This is a genomic window from Acidovorax sp. Root217, assembly GCF_001428645.1.
Taxonomy (GTDB): Bacteria; Pseudomonadota; Gammaproteobacteria; order Burkholderiales; family Burkholderiaceae_C; genus Acidovorax.
Window position 1 is genome coordinate 1 of record NZ_LMIH01000028.1, and the last position, 18,861, is coordinate 18,861.

The following is an 18,861-nucleotide window of genomic DNA, read 5'->3' on the forward strand; positions in this document are numbered from 1 at the left end:
AGGGGGACACGGGCAGCGGGGTCGTCTTTTCTTGGCCTACCTTCTTTTGACGAAGCAAAAGAACAGTAGGTGCGCCGCCGGGCGCACACCCCGGCCTCCGCCCTCGCCCAAAGCACACAGCAACCATCGCCCAAGGACCAGTACCAGGACCACTGGACCTGCACCCCCACCTGTGGCAGACTGCCCGACCCAGCTCCATCACAGCCCCTTCGGGAGACCAGCATGATGATGACCCCTCCGAGCACAGCGGCAACGCCAACGGCACCAGCCCTTCGCGAAATCCTCATGGTCACGACCACGGTCGCCACCGAAGCCGAAGCCAAACGCCTCGCCCACGCGGTGCTGCACGCCCGCCTGGCCGCCTGCGTGCAGGTGGAACCCATCACCGCCTACTTCCACTGGGAAGGTGCCCTGGAAGAATGCCGCGAACTGCGCGTGGCCTGCAAGACCGCCGCGAGCGCCATGCCCGCGCTGATGGCCCTGCTGCGCAAACAGCACCCCTACACACTGCCCCAGTTGGTGGTGCAGCCGGTGCAGGCCTCGGCCGAATACGGCTGCTGGGTCGATGAGCAACTGGTGCAGCAACAGCAGCAACAGCCCGCCCGCCAGCCTGCGATGGCAATGGCCTGAGTCAAGGGCGGCGCGCGCACCGCCGCAAGCGCGTGCAGCGGGCGCACCCTTGGCGCGGGCAGGGAGGTCCAACCGCCCTGCAACGTTGTTTCTAGTGCAATTGAATGAGGTACAAGCGGGCCGCACCTCGTCATAATCCGCCGCGTGGCTCCATTCAGCAATTCCTCCATGGGCGTCGTCGACGCGCCTGCACCCCCTGCCGCCGCCCGCGGCTGGCAGAACGCGGGCCACCGCATCCGCGTGGGCGTGGTGGAAGACGAGCCCGAGGAACGCGAAGCCTTTGCCGAACACATCACGGCCCAGCCCGACATGCAGCTGGTGCTGGTGGCCACCAACCGCGCCGAGGCGCTCGCGCTGCTGCCCCTGCACGCGGTGGACGTGCTGCTGGTGGACCTGGGCCTGCCCGATGGCTCGGGCCTGGACGTGATCGTCGCCGCGCGTGCCCGGTGGCCGGACTGCAACGTGCTGGTCAGCACCATCTTCGGTGACGAGGCGCATGTGCTGCCCTCCATCGAGGCGGGGGCCACGGGCTACCTGCTCAAGGACAGCAGCGCGCCGGGCCTGGTCGACGAGATCCGCAGCGTGCATGCCGGGGGCAGCCCCATCAGCCCCATGGTGGCGCGCAAGATCCTGGCGCGGGCGATGGTGCTGCCGCTGCCGCCCTCGCTGGCGGCACAGGCGGCCCCGCCGGCCGATGCCAGGGCGCGCGCGCAGGCACTGGGCGAGCCCGGCCTGCCATCCCACGAGGTGGCCCTGTCGGTGCGCGAGCGCGCCGTGCTGCAGCTGGTGAGCAAGGGCTTCAACACCGAAGAGGCGGCCGCCACGCTCGGTGTCTCCACGTCCACCGTGCGCACCTTCGTGCGGCGCATCTACGCCAAGCTGCAGGTCCGCTCGCGGGCCGGCGCCATCGACGTTGCGCGCCGCCATGGCCTTCTGGCCGACTGACACACGGATGCGCCGGCCGTCCTCTCGCCGACAATCGCCTTCACCCTCCCTGCGCTGGCTGGTGCTGCTGTGGCTGGCTTCGGCAGCATCGGTTTTCATCATGGTGGCCGGCGCGCAGGCACAACAGCTTGCGGCAGGGCAGGGCGCTGGCGCCACCCACCTTGGGCAGGCTGGCTTCTGGCCCGAGCCCGTGGGCGCCGGCTGGCAGGCACCCGCCACGCCGCCACCCGAGGTGCTGGGCGGCACCGTGCCCTGGGAGGTCGTGGCCTTGCCCCACAGCCGCCCGCGCAGCATGGCCGAATCGAGCGACACGGCAACCGCGCTGCCCCAGGTGGTGTGGTACCGGCTGCAGGTGCCTGCCGGCGCTGCGCCGGCCGACGGCACTTTCCTGTACCTGCCGCGCTGGCAGACCATTGGCGGCATTGCCGTGTATGCCGATGGCCAGCTGGTACACCGCTCGCGCGGCAGCCGGGTGTGGAACAGCTTCAACCGGCCCCTGTGGGTGCCGCTGGCCGACGCGCAGGGTGCGCCTGCACCGGCCACGGTGCTGGTGCGCATGGCCAGCCAGCAGGGCGTGGGCGGCGCCATTTCCACCGCCTGGGTGGGCGGCGAGGGCGAGCTGCTGTGGCGCTACCAGGTGCGCAGCTGGCTGCAGGCCGACTTCACCGCCATGGCGGCGGGGGCCTTCGTGGTCATCGGCATCTTCGCCTTTGCCGTGTGGTGCGTGCGCCGCAGCGAGGTGATGTACGTGCTGTTCTTCGCCACGTCGGTCACCAACGCGCTGCGCATGGTGCAGTTCACCATGGGCGACGTGCCGCTGCCGATTTCCGACGACTGGTTCGGCTGGCTCACGGCCAACTCCCTGGGCTGGTCGCTGGTGTGCGTGTTCCTGTTCACCGTGCGGGTGCATGGGCTGCGCATGCCGCGGGTGGAGCGCACCATCATCGCCCTCGTCACCGCCGTTTCGGTGGTCACGCTGCCGTGGCTGCCGCTCAAGGTGGAGACCGTGCTGCCCGCCATCTACCTGTGCATCGTCGGCGTCACGCTGATCGTGGCGGCTTCGGGCATGTGGGCGTCGTGGGTCAACCGCTCGCCCTGGGCCATGGTGCTCAGCCTGTGGGTCTCGCTCACGGTGCCCGCATCCATCTACGACACGCTGATGGCCAGCTACCGCGTGTCCATCGAAGGGCTGTACCTGGGCCCCTACGCCTCCATCGGCGTGTTCGCGATCTTCCTGGTCATCGTGTTCCTGCGCTACACCGGCGCACTGCGCGAGGTCGAGACGCTGAACGCGGGGCTGGAAAGCCGCCTGGCCGAGCGCGAGGCCCAACTGGCCGCCACCTACGCGCAAGTGAACCAGCTGGAGCGCCAGCGCGCACTGGATGCCGAGCGCCAGCGCATGATGCAGGACATGCACGACGGCATCGGCTCGTCGCTGATCAGCGCGTTGCGCATGGCCGAAGGCGGGCGCCTGCACGAGGGCGACATGGCGCGCGTGCTCAAGGAGTGCATCGATGACCTCAAGCTCTCCATCGATTCGCTGGACCACAGCGGCGCCGACCTGCTCAGCCTGCTGGCCGCGCTGCGCTTTCGGCTGGGGCCGCGCCTGCAGGCCGCAGGCCTCACGCTGCGCTGGGGTGTGCAGGATGTGCCCGCGCTGGAATGGCTCGATCCCAAGAGCGCCCTGCACGTGCTGCGCATCCTGCAGGAGGTTCTGACCAACATCATCAAGCACAGCGGTGCGCAGTCCATCGGCATCTCCACCACCTCGGACGCCACGGGCGTGCAGGTGCTGGTGCGTGACGATGGCCAGCCCTTCAGCCCACCGTCCGCCACCCCGCCGCCGGGCAGCACCGTGCCGGGCCGGGGCAAGGGGCTGGGCAACGTGCGCTCGCGCGTGCAGGCCATCGGTGCGCAGTGCACATGGACTGCCGGCAGCGGTGCGCAGGACGGGGCTGGCGCAGGCAATGTCTTTTGCCTGTCGCTGCCCCTGCAGCAGCCCTCTCGCCAGGCACCAGGCCCCGCGTAGTCCGGTAGCCCAAAGCCGCACTCCGCTTGCGGGTCCACACCGCAGCGGCGGTGCCTGCGGGGCCCAAAAAAAATCGGCAAATGTCATCTAGTTGGGGGACATACAAGCGCGTGCGAAAGGCCTAGCATCGCCGCTGCATTACCCAATAGCTCTTATTTCTATAGCTGCGTAAGAAGGCGCGGCGGGCGATGCGCTGCCTGTTCAATTTCAATTTGGGGATATTCGCCATGACACACCGCCGTTCAATTGCCGCCACCGCCGCCGCCGGCACCACCTTCACCGCCCGCCGCACCGTCGCCGCCATGGGCTGCATGCTGCTGCTCACCGCCGGTGCATCGGCCCACGCCGCCGTGTGCCGCGTCAGCAGCACCGGCACCGACGCCGGCGACGGCCGCACCTGGGCCGCAGCCACCTTGCTGCAGTCGGCCCTGGCCAAGCCCGCGTGCAGCGAAATCTGGATCCAGCAGGGCACCTACAAGCCCACCGAGGGCGCAGACCGCTCCATCGCATTCGCCATCAACCGCCCCGTCAAGCTCTATGGCGGCTTTGCCGGCACCGAGACCGCGCTGGCCCAGCGCAGCGCCGACAGCCGCCTCACCGTGCTTTCGGGCGACATCGGCACGCCCGTGGTCAGCGCCGACAACAGCCACCATGTGGTGGTCATCGGCGGCCTGGGCGCAGGCGCCAGGGCTGCATCGGTGGCCGGCATCTACCAGCCCGCCGACACGGTGATCGACGGCCTGAGCATCGTGCACGGCCGGGCCGACGGCGCCAGCCACGCCAGCGGCGGCGGCCTGTACTGCAATGGCGCGGGCCAGGGCAGCGTATGCAGCCCCAGCATCGCCAACGTCAGCTTCCGCGGCAACTGGGCGCGCGACGACGGCGGCGCTGTCTACTCGCTCGGCGCGGCCGGCGGTGCCAGCAGCCCCGGCATCACGCAGTCCACCTTCATCGGCAACGCGGTGGACGGCTACGGCGGTGCCATCGCCAGCGTGGGCCAGGGCGGCACCAGCAGCCCCGCCATCGCACAGTCCACCTTCATCGGCAACGCGTCGGGCCGCTACGGCGGCGCCATCGCCAGCCACGGCAACGCCGGCACCAGCAGCCCGCGCATCACGCAGTCCACCTTCAGCAGCAACTGGGCCGGCGACTTCGGCGGTGCCCTGGCCAGCGTGTCCAGCGGCAGCAGCGGTGTGAGCCGCCCCTTGCTCAGCCAGTCCACGCTGATCGGCAATGCGTCCGACGGCTACGGCGGCGCGCTGTCCTCACTCAACTTCGCGGGCGGCGGCGGTCAGGTCGCAGTGGTGTCCTCGGTCATCTGGGGCAACACCTCCGTGCATGGCGTGCAGCTGGACACCACCTACAGCGGCAAGACCAGCGTGCAGGCCAGCATCCTGCAAGGCGGCTGCGCGGCCGGCCCCGACTGCGTGGGCGTGATCAACGCCGACCCCACGCCCGGCAGCACCCTGGCCGGGTACGGCAACAGCGGTGGCAACGGCAACCAGGCCCTGCTTCTGCTGCCGCGCGCGCAGGCTTCGCTGCCTTGAAGCCAGTCTCTGTGGGCCCGGTTACGGTGTCACCAGCAGGCCTTCGGCCAGGCGTGAACCGGGCGCTCTGCGGTGCCCGGGCCCTCAGAAAAAGCCGCATTTGTCATCTAATTAGAGGACATACAAAACGGATCGAAAGACCTAGCATGCCCGCTGTATTGCAATGCATCGCGCGCGCTGGCTTCTACATCCGTACCGCTGGGCTCAGGCGCTGTTTGCAACCGTTTTGCTTTCACCAGACGCCTGTTGCCCATGACTACATCCATCGCCTGCGCTTGTCCCCTGCACCCATCTGCACGCAGGCGCAGCAGCGTGCGCACGCTGGCGTTCCTGGTGATCCTGGCGTGGGTGGTGTCTGCGGCTGGCGCTGCCCATGCAGCGGTATGCCGGGTGACCAATGCGGGGACTGGCGATGGCAGCACCTGGGCGACGGCTGCGCCGTTGCAGTCTGCGCTGGCGGATGCCAACTGCGACGAGATCTGGGCCAGCCAGGGCACCTACCTGCCTACCCTTACGGTGGATCGCAGCATCAGTTTTGCGATCAATCGCCCGCTGAAGCTTTATGGAGGATTTGCGGGGGGTGAAACCTCACTGTCGCAGCGCAGCAGCGACAACCGGCTGACAGTGCTGTCGGGCGATATTGGTGTTGCTGGGGACAACACGGACAACAGCCGCCACGTCGTGGTCATCGGTGCCGCAGGCAACGGAGTCCATCAACGAAGCGATACGGTGGTAGACGGGCTGAGCATTGTCGACGGAAACGTTTTCTCAATCGGCCAGTATTCCGAGACCAAAGGTGGCGGTCTTCTTTGCAGTGCTGTTGGCAGCGGCAGGGTATGCAGCCCGACCATATCCAATGTGTTGTTTCGCGGCAATTCGTCCATTCAGGCGGGCGGCGCGCTGGCGAGCATGGCCGGTTCCGGCGGGGTGAGCAGTCCTCTCATCCGGCAATCCACATTCACGGGCAACACGGCCAGTACTGGCGGCGGGGCCGTGTTTGTCTATGCTGGGACGGCAAGTACCGCCAATCCAGAAATTCTGCAGTCCTCGTTTGACGGAAATACCGTACCAGGTAATTTTGGGGTGGGAGTCGGTGGCGCCGTCCTTCTGTATGGCAATCTTGGACACGTGGTAACGCTGATTTCGCAGTCCACTTTCAATGGAAACTCAGCGACGGCTGCGTCCGGCGCAGGCGGTGCCATTGCAAGCTCTTCGGACGGTGGAGGAACCAGTGTCGCCACTATTACCCAATCCACCTTGGTGGGTAACTCTGCCACTTCCGGAGGGGCGGTGCACATCACCAGCAGTACCTTCGACGTGAAGTCTTCCATTGTGTGGGGCAATACTGCGGCGACCGGTTCGCAGTTCCATGTCAACGGAGGGAGCATCTCGGTGGACGGCAGCATTGTGGAGGGAAGCTGCCCGGCCGGCGTGACTTGCACCGGCGCTCAAAACCTGGACCCGCAGTTGGGCGTTCTGGCATTCAACGCAGGCTCCACCAAGACGATGATGCCCGGCCTTGGCAGCCCGGCGTTGAGCGTGGCGGGCTCATGCAGCGCGTCGGCCGTGGACCAGCGCGGCGCGCCGCGCCCCACCAGCGGCAGCTGCGACGTGGGCGCGGTGCAGCGGCAACTTGCTGCACCGGCTTCGCCCACCAGCTTCGTGGCTGCGGCGGGCAACTCCGCGCTGGCCCTTTCCTGGTCGCCCGGTGGGGGCGGCTGGCCCCACCACGAGGTGACCGACACCACGGGTGGTGGGTCCACCGCCGTCTGTTCCACCACCGCAACCACCTGCACCGTGCCCGGCCTGCTCAACGGCACGGCTTACACCTTCAGCCTGGTCGCGCGCAACGAAGCCGGAACCAGCGGCCCGGCAACGGCAAGCGGTACCCCCATGACCCTGCCGGACGCCCCGACAGCTACCGCCGCAACGGCAGGCAATGCCCAGGCCACTGTGGCGTGGACAGCCCCGGCCAGCAATGGCGGCAGCCCCATCACTGGCTACACCGTCACCGGCACCCCCGGCGGTACCTGCACGGTGGCCGCAGCCGCGCCCCGCACTTGCACCATCACAACCCTGACCAACGGCACACCCTACACCTTCACCGTGAGGGCGACGAACGCCGTGGGCGACAGCCTGCCATCGCTTGCCAGTGCGCCTGTCACGCCCACCGCACCGGTCGTCGTCGCCCCGCCCGCCGAAGACCCCGGACCGACCTCGACGACCATCAACACGCCCGGCAGCACGACCACCATCACCAACCCATCCCTGCCCGTGGTGGTGGGCCCGGGCGCGGGCGGCGGCACCATCGTGCTGCCCGGCACGGGCACCACGCCCACCACACTGCAGGTCATCGTCAACGGCCAGCCGCTCACCGTGCAGGCACTGCCTGGCACGCAGCTGCGCATTGCCGAGGTCAATGGGCAAAGCGTGTTGGTGCTGGTGGTGCTGGAAGGCTGGGCCTCCATGGCATCCAGCGCCGTGGGCCAGCCCATGGTGCTGGCCGGGCCGGTGCTGCTGAGCGCGGGCAGTGCAGGCACCCTCGTCGAAGCCCAGCCGCTGGCCGTGGCCGTGCAGGTGGGCTCGCTCACCGCCCCCACAGGCAGACTGCCTGTCGTGGGCAGCATGGGCCTGCAGGCTGGCGAGCGCCTGCAGGTCAACGACCAGGGGGCCGTGGTCGCCATCACCCTGGGCTCGCTCAAGGGCGAAACCAACCAAGCCGGTGACTTCATGGCGTTTGCCAACCTGCCGGCATCCATCACGGTGGACAACAAGGCCTTCGCACGCTTGAACGGCCCGCTCGCCCGCCTCTCGGGCGCCAACATGGCCCAGGGGCTGGAGGTGGCGCCCTCGGGCGTGTTCCTCGTGCGCGATGGCGGCAAGGTCTTCCAGCTGCTGCCCACCCAGCCCATCACCATCGACGCGCGCCTGCCCGACGGCATGGGCTTCACCCCGCTGGGCCTGCTGCGCTGGGTGCGCGGCGGCGTGGTGGTGCAGTTCGCCCCCGCCGTGGCCGACCTCGCTGGCCTTGCGGGTGCCGTGACATCAGCCTTGCCCGATGCCACGTTGAAGCTCGGCGCCGAAGGCGTGCTGCAGCTGCGCACCGGCGGGCAGACCTATGTGCTGCGGCCGGACTGGACGGGCAGCGGAACGGCCCCAGGCACGCCGCAGATCGTTGTGGACGAGCAAGGCCGCATCTACCTGCATACAGGGCAGGGCGCACGCCAGTTGCTGCTGCCCGCGCTGCTCAACGCCACCCAGGCCAGCAGCATAGTCACCACAGCGCTGCCGGGCGCGGTACTGGCGGTGCAAGCGGGCAGCAGCACGGGCGCGTTCACCCTCACCCTGGCGGGCCAGGCATGGCGCCTGGTACCACAGTGGCTGCTGCCCACCGGCAGCGCGGCCCAGGTGCCGCCGCAGGCGGGGCCGTGGTGGATGGGGGCCGATGGGTTGCTGTACCTGAAGCTGGGCACGCAGGTGCAGGGCGTGCGGGTCTCGGATTGAGGAGGGCCACCCGCCCGGCATGGCGGGCCGGGCTCAGGCTTCCTGCTGCTGCGACCGCATGATCTGGTGGCGCTGCCAGTAGTGGCCCACGGTGGCGTTGAAGTCGTCCTTCTCTTTCTTCAGGCCGCCGAGCTTGATCTTGCTGGTCTTGGCGCCGATCATCGCTTTTTCGGGGTGGGTGACGATCAGGGCGTTGCCCCAGGTGCTCTCCTTGAATTCCAGCGCCTTGATGGCGTCCCAGGCCACGGTCACGCCATCGGCCGAGGTGGCGATGCCCTCGATGCTCACAGTCACCGTGTCGCTGCCCTTCAATGCGAACTGCACCGGCGGAAAATACTGCAGCACCAGCGCACGCTCTTCGTCGTTGGCGGGCTCGTAGCGGTAGGCCAGGCTGCGCTCGTGCTCTGCTGCAAAGGCCTGCTCGTACGCGCCCCACATGCGCTGCTCGATGGCATCGGCCGTGAGGATCTGCTGCGCCCAGGTGGCGGCCGGCACGCGCACGACGATGGCGCCATAGTCGCTCTCGGCCAGCGCCACGCCCACGGAGCGCATGCGCTCGGGCATGGCGGGGTGCGAGTCGAACGGGTGGGGCACGTTGGCCGTCCTCATCTCCGAGAGGAAATCGGCCGATGCCGCATAGGGTGGCAGCCCTTGGGCCACATAGCTGGCAATGCCCAGCGCGGCGGCGTCGTGCTTGCGGTTCTGGCCGAAGAGCTCGCTCTCGATCTTGGAGCGGTACCGCGCATAGGCGGCGATCTTCACCAGTGATTGCGCAATCGCATCGGGCGAGACCAACTGGGCGGCAGTGCGGTCGGCCTCAAACTCGCGTGCGCGGCTTTCGCGCGCCAGCGCCACCTCGAAAATGGTGCGGTACAGGTCGATCAGGGGCAGGAACACGGCCGTGAGGCCGCCCTCGCGCATGGCGTGGCGGTAGTGGTCGTACTGGCTGATCTTGGGGCCCAGCAGCGCACTGCTCTGGGTATCGCCGCCGCGCAAGTGCGCCAGCTCGTGGCCCAGCACGGCATCGGCTTCTGCCTGGTCGAGCAGGCGCAGCAGGGGAATGCTGACGAACAGCGTGCGCCCGGTGAGTTGCTGGTTGCCCACGGTGAGGGGCGCCTCGGTCACGAAGAAATTGGCGTCGATGCCGGCCACGATGTTGCGCGGCGGCTCGGTCTTCAAACGCTCGGCCATGTGGCGGATGCGTGCCCACAGCAGGGGGGCATCGGCCTCGGTGAGCAACTCGCCATCCACGCCGTTGTTCAGCTGCACCCGCTTGAAGATGCCCACCACCGCCATGAACACCCCGCACGCGACCAGGATCCCCACCAGGATGATGAGCTTGGGCCAGTACTTGTGCATGAAGAACGCCGTCACCCAGAACGACAGCCACACCGCCAGCGCCCCCTGCACCACCAGCGAGGTGGCGCTGGCCCAGGTGGTCAGGTGCCAGCCGGTGACGAAGCTGGTGTACTGCAGCCTGCGGTTGACGAAGGCCAGGGCACCGAGGGCCAGCACGGCCACCAGCAGCACCACACCGGCCACCATGCTCCACAGCGACAGCTTGCGCACCAGGTTGAACTGCCACAGCTCGCCATAGGTCTCGCACATGGCCTCGCGGTAGTCGGCCACCTCGGGGTCTTTGTTGGTGCAGATGGTGGACGGCGGGTTGGTGCGGTAGAAGTCTTTCTGCACCTGCTTCTCGGCTGCGGGCATGGCCTTCTCGGCATCGATGCGCTGGCTGATGCGGGCGATGAACCGGGTGTCCTCGTCGCGCTGGGCATACCCTGTGAACAGGTAGGCGGCCAGTGGGATCAACAGCAGCGCGAGCAGCGAATAGGCCAGGTATTTGGCCAGGCCCAGGCGCAGGGCAGAAGAGATTTTCATAAAGGTACGCGATGGGTTGTGTGTGCTTTTTCGGTCCAGCATGGAGCCCCAGGGGTGCGCTCGCAGCGTGCCCCTTTTCCTCACTCCATGGCGGGGGATTATCTAGACGCGCACGCGCTGTGGTCGCGCCAACAAGTAACACTTGGAACGGCAGCACCGGTGTGTGAAATTTGGCACGGATGCCGCGAAAAATGAAGGGTGGCCTGCCCGGGCTGCAGCCACCAATGCCGGTCGCCTGGCCGGCTATCGCGAATTACTTCGGGCTTTTCAGCACGACTTCGGCAAAGCAGTAGTAGTGCATGTCGTCGTCTTCCTTCTGCTTGCAGTTGTTCTCGCCCACCTGCAGCCGGCGCGCGGTGGCCGGCAGGGCCTCGAACTGTACCTTCACGATCTTGCGCTTGCCCGGCCGGATGGTGTCCATCCCCCGCGCGCACGACCTGATCCCCGTGACGCCCCGTTGCCTGAGCACCCGTCCGCTGTCCAGGTCCTTGATCGTGAACGCTTCGGGGCGGTGGTTGGGGTGGATGCAAGCCTCACCGATTTCGTCTGTGGTGTTTCCCACCACGATGGTCACCGTGGTGCCCTTGGGCGTGATGGTGATGTCCCGCAGGACGGTGTCGCTGTCCTCGGGCAGCGGCATGATGAGCTTGTAGCTCTGGGCGTGGGCGCTGCCTGCGGCACCCAGGGTGATGGCTGCCAGGACAGCCGAGGCTGCCAGAATTTTGGTGAACACGGTGACTCGTTTCAAGGGAGGGAAGAGGGGGCGCAAGGGGTTCTCGGCGGCAGCGGGCATCACTTCCACTGCCGGCCGTCGCCAGCCGCGCAACCGTAGGGCGGCACGGACTTGGCAAACCGCTCCTGCAGCTGCGCGCAGCCCCAGCGGTTCAGTGGCCCCGGCGCGCGGGAGTTGAGTTCGATGCCGATCTCCTCATAGGGCGACTTGGCCTTGCTGACATAGTCGTACCAGCGTTTGCCGACGAAGAGCGTGATGGCCGCAACGCCGATGAGGACCACGAGGAGGGCCTTGAGTGCAGGGGATTTTTTCAAGAAAAGGGCCTGGTTGTTGTTGTGAAGCGCTTGGCAGATGCGATTGTGTTGGCGTTCGTCGGCAGGCCGGCCTTGCGCGGCGTATGCATGCCGCCAGTCGTGAAGCAATGCACAGAATCGGCACATGCCGTGCCCGTCAGTGGGTGGTGTCGCAACGCCCTCGGCATGGGTGAAAGCCGGTGTTGCGCGAATGCCCGTTTGTGGTCCAAGGTTGTCGGCATGCCTCTGAAACGGTTTTAAAATCGAACTGATTCTCGTTACGGTTGTTGCCGTATTCGTGTTGTCAGCCAGTGCCGGGTGGCCCTTCGCGGTCGTCCGATGGTTCGCACCAGCTGCGATCCACCTGCGCACCAGCCAGCCAATCCCGCTCCCCCCATCGACCGCCCCGCGTTTGCTGCCATTGCGTGCAACGGCCTGCATGCGCGCGCTGCCGTGCATTCATGCGTGAAGCGCTGCCGTGCAGATGGGGGCGTGCATTCCTCCACCTCTTTCGTACACAGGCCTTCGATGATGTCCCGATCCCCCTTGTCCTTCGCGCCCGTGGCGCTGGCCGTGATGGCCCTCGCCAGCGCCACCGCTGCCCGCGCGCAAAGCGTGGAATCCACCACCGCAAACACGGACGGCAAGGCGCCTGCCGCAAGCGCCAGCGGTAGCCGCAGCACCAACCTGCCCCCCGTCATGGTGCGTGCCCAGCAGGACCGCACCAGCACCGAAGGCACCGAGCGCTACAACAGCACCCAGGCCACGGTGGGCAAGGCGGCGGCCGAACTCAAGGAGATCCCCCAGTCCATCAGCGTGGTCACCCAGCAGCGCATGGAAGACCAGAACCTGCGCAATGTCGAGGAAGTGCTGGAGCAGACCGTGGGCTATGTGTCCGAGCGCTTCGACAGCGAATCGGCCTCGTACTCGTCGCGCGGTTTCGCCATCAACAACTACATGATCGACGGCGTGCCGGCCCCTGGCACCGCCGCCGCGTGGGACTCGGTGCTGTTCGACCGGGTGGAGCTGCTGCGCGGCCCTTCCGCGCTGTTCAGCGGCGTCTCCAGCTCCGGCGGTGCCGTCAACCTGGTGCGCAAGCGCCCGCAAGATACCTTCCAGGCGCGGGGTGCAGTGCAGCTCGGCTCATGGTCCACCAAGCGTGCCGAGGTCGACGTGACCGGCCCGCTCAACCAGGCCGGCACCATCCTGGGCCGCCTTTCGGCCGCCAAGCAGGAGGGCGGCACCTACCAGAGCGGCGCCCAGCGCGACCGCTATGCGATTGCCGGCTCGCTCGACTTCAAGCTCGCGCCCACCACCAGCCTGCTGGTCGGCGCGCACGCGCAGAAAGTCGACGGTTGGCTCACCGGCGGCCTGCCTTCGTACACCACCGGCGCGCTGCTCGATGTGCCGCGCTCCACCTGGCTGGGCGCGGACTGGAACCGCTCGGAGCAGGACGAGAAGTACGTGTACGCCGAACTCACGCACCGCTTCAACGACGACTGGCGCGCCCGCCTGCACTGGAGCGGCTACCGCAACGACCAGGCCACCAACTACCTGTACCTGCCCAACGGCCAGGTCACGCCCACCAACGGCCGCACCAGCCTGATGCTGTGGTTCAACCAGACGCGCATCGAGCAGAACGTGCTGGACGCCAACCTCACCGGCAGCTTCAACGCCCTGGGTCGCAAGCACGATGTGGTGGTGGGGGCCGACTGGCGCCGCAACACCAATGCCTCCACCTCGGGCCGGTATGCCAACTACTACGTGCAGGACGTGTATGCGCCCGACCACTCGGCCGTGCCGTACCCCGACCGCCCGGCCACGGCGCGCTCGCAGTCCGAAACATCGCAGTACGGCCTGTACGGCCAGACCCGCCTGCGCTTGGCCGACCCGCTCACGGTGGTGCTCGGCGCCCGCGTGAGCTGGTACGACACGCAAAGCCGCAACCTGCTGCCCACCACCGGCGCGTGGACCACCAGCCAGGTGGACCACAAGCTCAGCCCCTATGCCGGGTTGACCTATGCGTTCACCCCGCAGGTCTCGGGCTATGTGAGCTACAGCGACGCCTTCACGCCGCAGACGCAGCTGGCCTTTGGCGGCGGCGTGATCGACCCCATCGTCGGCAAGCAGCTCGAAGTGGGCATCAAGGGCGAGTTCTTCGACCGGGCGCTGACCACCAACGCCGCCGTCTACCGCATCCGCGAGGTCAACCGCGCCCAGGCCGACCCGGTCAACACCGGCTTCTCCATCGCCCAGGGCGAGGTGGAAAGCAAGGGCGTGGAGCTCGAAGCCTCGGGCCGCATCACCAAGCAGTGGAATGTCTACGCCGGCTACGCCTACAACGAGAACCGCTACGTGCGCGACACATCGAGCGGTGGCCTGCCGCTCAACGCGCTCACGCCGCACCACAGCGTCAAGCTGTGGTCGCAGTACCGCTTCAACGAGGGCCTGCTCGACGGCCTGAGCGTGGGCGCGGGCGTCAACGCCTACAGCAGCGCCAGCGGCGGCAACGCCACCACCAACACCCACCGCCCCGGCTTCGGCGTGGTGAACGCCGCCATCAGCTACCGCATCGACCCGCGCTGGACTGTGGCGCTCAACCTCAACAACCTCACCGACAAGGTCTACTGGCAGCGCGTGTACACCACGGGCCGCAGCAACTTCTTCGGCGAGCCGCGCAATGCGAGCGTGACGCTGCGGGCGAGTTACTGATCGGATGTGAGCCCCTCAGGTCGATAGCGGAAGGCCCCGGCTGGCGCTGCAAAGCGCTTGGTTGGGGTCTTTGGCGTTTCGCTGGTTATCGTCTCTGTCCATGGTGACGGCTTCGTGGACAAGCACGTCGTCCGGCGTTATGTCTGCGCACAAGCGCATGATTTAAAAGGGAAAACAGTCTGATTTACAATGAGCCACATGGACATCCAAGGCCGCATACTGCAATCGATCCGCCCCCGCCGCGACGGTCTGTTGCTCCGCTCTGACCTGAAGAACCTGGGCAGTGACAGCCAGGTGTCTGCGGCGCTCAACGGGCTGTGCCGCAAAGGTTTGATCCAGCGCATCGGTCGTGGCGTGTATGCCCACCCGGCAAAGCTTGCCGTGTTGGGCGAACAGGCGCTCCTTGACAGCGCGCGCGCACGGCAAATCCAGGCGCGCCATCAACTGGCGGTGCAAGAAAAGCGGCAGGCGCGGGCCATCACGCCCACGGCGCGCCATGTGATAGCACTGGCCAAGCGCCTGGGCATTGCCTATGTGCCGACGTTCAGCGATCGGTGGGCGGCGGCCGTCACCCAGCTGGCAGGAGACGAAGTCTCCAGCGATTCCACGGACGACCTGCTGGTGGCGCTCACCCGCGCGGGCAAGCTCTCTGCGGGTGACATGGCCCGGCTGGTCATGGAGCACCATCGCACGCTCAAAAAAGCGCATGTTTGACCCGTTCGGAGATTTCGAAACCGCAGGCTATCTGCGTAACTCGGGGGCGGAAAAGGATCCTGCAATCGTCCACGCCGTCGAGCATGCGCTGTTTCGTGCCCAGCTTCCGCTGGCTTTGGCCTACCTGGCCCAGCGCAAGAGGATTGGCTACGAGGATTTCCTGGCCGTTCATCGACTGCTGTTCGAAGGGTTCTATCCCTGGGCTGGCAAAGACCGCGCCGAGTTGATGCCTGAGAAGGCCATCATCAAAGGGGCTGTGTATTTTTGCCATCCACAAGACTGCCGGCGTGCGGTCGAGGATGGGCTGGCCCGTGGGCAGGACAAGACGCAGATGCGTACCCGCCCCGGGTTCATCATGGGCCTGTTCGCCTATGGCCATCCCTTTCTCGATGGCAACGGCCGGACCATGCTGCTGGTCCATGCCGAACTGTGCTTTCGGGCAGGCATGTCCGTTGACTGGAGCCGCACCCGAAAAACCCCTTACCTCCAGGCACTTGCGCGAGAGATCGAGGATCCCAATGCAGGCCATCTGGATGCCTATCTGGCGCCCTTCATCGACCGGCCCATAGCGCGTGGGCAATGGCAGACCGCCGTAGCGGCCCTACCCGGACTCGATGGTCTGGGCGCCCACGAGGATGCAGTGGCGAGGTACGCCGACCCGCAGGTCGCCGATGGATACGCCGCTTTCGAGCGCAAGCGTGGATACCGGTCGACTTGAGCTGTGGGCCTGCTGGTGCAGCTGCACAGCTGCACAGCTGCAGGTCTTCAGCATCACACCGCCGAGCAGCTGAAGCTCTCCGCCTTCGCCGGGTCGCCCTTGCCGTCATAGCGCGGGAACTTCGGGTACTCGCACACCGGGCGCTGCAGCACCGGGGCCTGCCGGCCGGCGCGCGGGTCGGCGGGCTCGTAGCGGGTGGCCACCAGTCTGTCGGGCGCGGTGCCGCGCTCCACCCAGGCATCCATGGCGGCCAGCAGGTCGATGCTCACCGGGTCGGTGCCCGGGCCGTCGAGGTTGTGGCCGTTGGAGGGTGAGGTCAGCATGCGCGCAAAGCCCTGCACCTTGCTGGCACCCAGGCGTTGGCGCACGCTGTCCAGGTAGTCCGCCGTGCGGTACACCGACACGCAGGCATCGCCCATGCCGTACCAGATCAGCAGCTTGCCGCCGTTGTCGGCAAAGGCCGAGAGGTCGGGGTTGGTCGCGTCGATCATGTTCGCCAAGCGCAGGTACGGGGCCTGGTACTGGATGGGGTCATGGCGCAGCAGGTCCGCAGTCGGGTTGCCTTCGACCAGGCGCGCGGCGGCCAGCGCGGCCATGTAGTTGAACGAGTCGCGCGCCTCGAAGCTGGGGCCGAACACATAAGCCTCCCAGTCCGATGTGGCGGCGCCGCCGCGCCCATAGCCGGGGTAGCCGCGCGCGCCCTGCGACAGGGTCACCGGCACGTCCTTGTTGGCGTAGATCAGGCGCACCGATTCGATCTGCCCGGCGGTCAGGCAGCTGTCGTTGTCGGCGCCCTTGCACAGCAGGTCCGTAGGCACGTAGTTGCAGGCCGCCACGTTGCCGATGATGCCGTCTTTGAGGCCATCAAGCCCATCGCAGGCCGCAGTCTCGGCCTTGGCGTACAGCGCGATCTTGGCAGGGCTCATCCAGTTCTCGGGCTTGGAGAAAACGTGGCGCAGCAGTGTGGGGCCCAGGTTGGTCTGGTGCGCCTGCTGGCTGATGGCCGGCTCCATGGCGACCACGCCGTCGTAGTCCTTGGGGTAGTTCTGCGTGGCGGCCAGCGCCGAGCGCCCGCCGTTGGAGTGGCCAATGTGGTAGCGGCGCGCAGGGCGCTTGCCGTAGAAGTCGGCGGCAATGGCCGTGCCCACCTCCAGCACGAAGTGGTTGGCGTCGAAGGCATGGTTGCGCAGCGCCACGTCGCTCACGCCCCAGGCAAAGCCGGGCGCCAGGTGGCCCGAGTCGGAACTCATCTTCACGTAGCTGTGGGCCGACGCACCGATGATGTGCTGGTACCACGGGTCGTCGGTGGGGATGAAGCCGTCGAACGCGCCGCCGCCCACCGTCAGGGTCTTGCCATTCCACACAGCGCCGGCCGGCAGCTCCACCGCCCAGTGGATGGTGGACTGGGGCGACGAGACGATCTCGCCGCGCACGATGCACACCTCGGGCAGCAGGCCCTCGGCCGCGCGCAGCTCGGTGCGGGTGATGGTCGCGCCATGGGGCAGGGTGGCCGTGCGGTAGGTCGGGCAGGCCTGGGCCAGCGGCTGGCTGGCAGCGGGCGCGCTGCTGTCGCTGCCGCCGCAGGCGGTGAGGGCCAGTGCGGCCAGGCTGCCCATGGTGGCCGCGAGCAGGGCCGAGCCTGCGGACGGTGGGGTTGAAAGCATGGAATGCGTCTCCTGTTGTTGCTTGGTTCTTCCGAAGCCTTGGGGCTCCGGGCGCAACGATAGGGACGGGTGGGTGTTTTGACGCCTCTGCAAATGCAGAGGGCCTGGGAAAACACCGAGCGGGTAGCGCCGCCTACTGCCGGCGCAGCGCGGCGACGAGTTCCACCTTGTTGCGCACCCCCAACTGCGCATAGGCGCTACGCAGGTAGGTGCGCACCGTGGCCGGTGTCAGGCCCAGCGTGGCGGCAATGTCCTTGTACGAATGGCCGTGCGCGTACAGCGTGGCCGCGCTCAGCTCGCGCGGGGCCAGCGGCGGCTTGCCGGCGTGGGGCGACGGGATGCTGATCGCCACCAGCGGGCCACAGGCCTCCAGCCGCAGCCGGCAGGCCTTGCCCACCAGCAGGCCACCCGGCAGGGTGGCGGGCAGTGCGGCCAGCAGCGCTGCGGGCAAGGCGGTTCCCGACCACTGCGGGTAGGCTGCCTGCAGCGCCAGCCCCACGCGCAGGCCCACGAAAAGCAGTTGGCCGGCAGCATCGGCCAGTGCATAGCTGTCCCACAGACCGTTGCCTGCGGGCGCCGTCTGCAATTGCTCCAGCCGGTGCTGCCAGTGGCCCAGCAGGTGCGGCACGAACTCGCCGAACAGCACTGCCTCCTGGTCCGTGAAGTTGGGCTGGCCCGGGCCGCGGTACATGCTTACGAAGAACATCAGCCCGCTGCGCGGCATGGCCACCGTGATCGCCATGCAGTGGTACAGGCCATGGCGCCGGCAGAATGCCTCGATGTCCGGCGGTATCTCCACGCCCTGTGGGGGCAGGTCGTCGGCGCTCTCGCGCAGTACCACGCCCAGCCGGTCCATGGACTGCTGCGCGAACATGTCGGCCATGGCCAGCGCATTCCACTCCGTGGCAAAGCTTTTGGACAGGCCGATGCTGCCATGCAGCCAGTTGCGCGGCGGCGCCTCAGCATGGCCGGCAGACACCTCGCCCCACCAGGCGGTGTCGAACCCGACCAGGGAGGTGCGCAGGATGTCGAGTGCCTCCTGCAGCATGGCCTGTGGCGGCGTGGTGCGCGCCACGGCGGCCAATTGCAGCAGGCTGGCGCTCAGCGCGCGCAGGGGCGCGAAGGCTGGGGCTGCCAGTGGCTGGGGCGCGCTCGTGGTGGGGTGGGCCTGCATGGTGGCACTTGTCTCCTGCAATGTGGTTGTTGTCGTCCTGATCGGCTCTGCCGCAGGGCGCATGGTACGCAGGTTCGTCCGCCCTGGGCCTGCGCGTCTGGGCAAAATTCGGTTGGAGAGGTCACACGCGGGTGATACGCTCGCCTAGTCCGCTGAGACCGAGAAATCGGCTGTGCGCCGGGGTGGCAGCGGGATGCAGCACAAGGCGCGGGCTGCGGCCAAGGCTGGCCGCCTTGGCAAAGCCCGCAACGCTGCGATGCTCCCGCTGCCACCCCGGCCCGAAGGGTGAGGGTCTGGCAGGGCCGCACTCTTCG

Annotated in this window: 14 protein-coding genes; 8 read left to right on the top strand and 6 right to left on the bottom strand. The window is 67.5% G+C overall.

All coding sequences use genetic code 11. The features are described from left to right. Positions 1-222 precede the first annotated feature (222 nt). The 4 genes from cutA (at position 223) to ASE31_RS24040 (ending at position 5,151) form a co-directional block, all read left to right on the top strand. Positions 223-630 (top strand): divalent-cation tolerance protein CutA, encoded by a 408-nt coding sequence (gene cutA, locus ASE31_RS24025; RefSeq protein ID WP_235514748.1) that lies wholly within the window; start codon positions 223-225, stop codon positions 628-630. 168 nt (positions 631-798) lie between these two features. Next, a complete protein-coding gene (locus ASE31_RS24030) occupies positions 799-1,575 on the top strand; it encodes a response regulator transcription factor (RefSeq protein WP_082604340.1) in 777 nt (258 codons plus the stop codon). Between the two features lie 7 nt (positions 1,576-1,582). Continuing rightward, the gene (locus ASE31_RS24035) at positions 1,583-3,604 is read left to right on the top strand and encodes a sensor histidine kinase (protein ID WP_157412636.1); all 2,022 of its coding nucleotides are present in this window, start codon (positions 1,583-1,585) and stop codon (positions 3,602-3,604) included. A 227-nt stretch (positions 3,605-3,831) separates the two neighbouring features. Continuing rightward, complete coding sequence (locus ASE31_RS24040; RefSeq protein ID WP_157412637.1) at positions 3,832-5,151, top strand: hypothetical protein; 1,320 nt, start codon at positions 3,832-3,834, stop codon at positions 5,149-5,151. A 768-nt stretch (positions 5,152-5,919) separates the two neighbouring features. On the opposite strand, the gene ASE31_RS32145 is transcribed toward ASE31_RS24040, so the two are convergent. Then, positions 5,920-6,279, bottom strand: coding sequence for a hypothetical protein (locus ASE31_RS32145; RefSeq protein ID WP_162261432.1), 360 nt, complete (start codon positions 6,277-6,279; stop codon positions 5,920-5,922). 189 nt (positions 6,280-6,468) lie between these two features. Between ASE31_RS32145 and ASE31_RS24045 the strand changes: the two genes are divergently transcribed. Continuing rightward, entirely contained in the window at positions 6,469-8,655 is a 2,187-nt protein-coding gene (locus ASE31_RS24045; RefSeq protein ID WP_162261433.1) for a fibronectin type III domain-containing protein, read from the top strand. 33 nt (positions 8,656-8,688) lie between these two features. Here ASE31_RS24045 and ASE31_RS24050 read toward each other — a convergent pair whose 3' ends face one another. The 3 genes from ASE31_RS24050 to ASE31_RS24060 all read right to left on the bottom strand — a co-directional run bounded on the left by ASE31_RS24050 (position 8,689) and on the right by ASE31_RS24060 (position 11,586). Continuing rightward, positions 8,689-10,539, bottom strand: coding sequence for a M48 family metallopeptidase (locus tag ASE31_RS24050; protein WP_057204441.1), 1,851 nt, complete (start codon positions 10,537-10,539; stop codon positions 8,689-8,691). A gap of 253 nt (positions 10,540-10,792) precedes the next feature. Then, positions 10,793-11,272: a hypothetical protein gene (locus ASE31_RS24055; RefSeq protein ID WP_057204443.1), complete on the bottom strand. Its 480-nt coding sequence runs from the start codon at positions 11,270-11,272 to the stop codon at positions 10,793-10,795. 59 nt (positions 11,273-11,331) lie between these two features. Beyond that, entirely contained in the window at positions 11,332-11,586 is a 255-nt protein-coding gene (locus ASE31_RS24060; RefSeq protein WP_057204630.1) for a hypothetical protein, read from the bottom strand. A 510-nt stretch (positions 11,587-12,096) separates the two neighbouring features. Between ASE31_RS24060 and ASE31_RS24065 the strand changes: the two genes are divergently transcribed. The 3 genes from ASE31_RS24065 to ASE31_RS24075 all read left to right on the top strand — a co-directional run bounded on the left by ASE31_RS24065 (position 12,097) and on the right by ASE31_RS24075 (position 15,709). Then, positions 12,097-14,277, top strand: a complete 2,181-nt coding sequence (locus ASE31_RS24065; RefSeq protein ID WP_162261434.1) for a TonB-dependent siderophore receptor — start codon at positions 12,097-12,099, stop codon at positions 14,275-14,277. A gap of 198 nt (positions 14,278-14,475) precedes the next feature. Then, positions 14,476-14,991, top strand: coding sequence for a type IV toxin-antitoxin system AbiEi family antitoxin domain-containing protein (locus ASE31_RS24070; RefSeq protein WP_057204447.1), 516 nt, complete (start codon positions 14,476-14,478; stop codon positions 14,989-14,991). Next, on the top strand, positions 14,984-15,709 hold the full coding sequence (locus ASE31_RS24075; RefSeq protein ID WP_057204450.1) for a Fic family protein: 726 nt from the start codon (positions 14,984-14,986) through the stop codon (positions 15,707-15,709). Before ASE31_RS24070 ends, ASE31_RS24075 begins: the two co-directional genes overlap by 8 nt. A gap of 53 nt (positions 15,710-15,762) precedes the next feature. On the opposite strand, the gene ASE31_RS24080 is transcribed toward ASE31_RS24075, so the two are convergent. Together ASE31_RS24080 and ASE31_RS24085 are read right to left on the bottom strand one after the other, a co-directional pair. Then, the gene (locus ASE31_RS24080) at positions 15,763-17,373 is read right to left on the bottom strand and encodes a tannase/feruloyl esterase family alpha/beta hydrolase (RefSeq protein ID WP_057204452.1); all 1,611 of its coding nucleotides are present in this window, start codon (positions 17,371-17,373) and stop codon (positions 15,763-15,765) included. 133 nt (positions 17,374-17,506) lie between these two features. After that, positions 17,507-18,547, bottom strand: a complete 1,041-nt coding sequence (locus ASE31_RS24085) for a helix-turn-helix transcriptional regulator (protein WP_057204454.1) — start codon at positions 18,545-18,547, stop codon at positions 17,507-17,509. Positions 18,548-18,861 lie beyond the last annotated feature (314 nt).

Coding starts and splice junctions, on each gene's coding strand:
- cutA (WP_235514748.1), top strand. CDS start 223: ATGATGATGACCCCTCCGAGCACAGCGGCAACGCCAACGGCACCAGCC.
- ASE31_RS24030 (WP_082604340.1), top strand. CDS start 799: ATGGGCGTCGTCGACGCGCCTGCACCCCCTGCCGCCGCCCGCGGCTGG.
- ASE31_RS24035 (WP_157412636.1), top strand. CDS start 1,583: ATGCGCCGGCCGTCCTCTCGCCGACAATCGCCTTCACCCTCCCTGCGC.
- ASE31_RS24040 (WP_157412637.1), top strand. CDS start 3,832: ATGACACACCGCCGTTCAATTGCCGCCACCGCCGCCGCCGGCACCACC.
- ASE31_RS24050 (WP_057204441.1), bottom strand. CDS start 10,539: ATGAAAATCTCTTCTGCCCTGCGCCTGGGCCTGGCCAAATACCTGGCC.
- ASE31_RS24065 (WP_162261434.1), top strand. CDS start 12,097: ATGTCCCGATCCCCCTTGTCCTTCGCGCCCGTGGCGCTGGCCGTGATG.
- ASE31_RS24070 (WP_057204447.1), top strand. CDS start 14,476: ATGGACATCCAAGGCCGCATACTGCAATCGATCCGCCCCCGCCGCGAC.
- ASE31_RS24075 (WP_057204450.1), top strand. CDS start 14,984: ATGTTTGACCCGTTCGGAGATTTCGAAACCGCAGGCTATCTGCGTAAC.
- ASE31_RS24080 (WP_057204452.1), bottom strand. CDS start 17,373: ATGCTTTCAACCCCACCGTCCGCAGGCTCGGCCCTGCTCGCGGCCACC.
- ASE31_RS24085 (WP_057204454.1), bottom strand. CDS start 18,547: ATGCAGGCCCACCCCACCACGAGCGCGCCCCAGCCACTGGCAGCCCCA.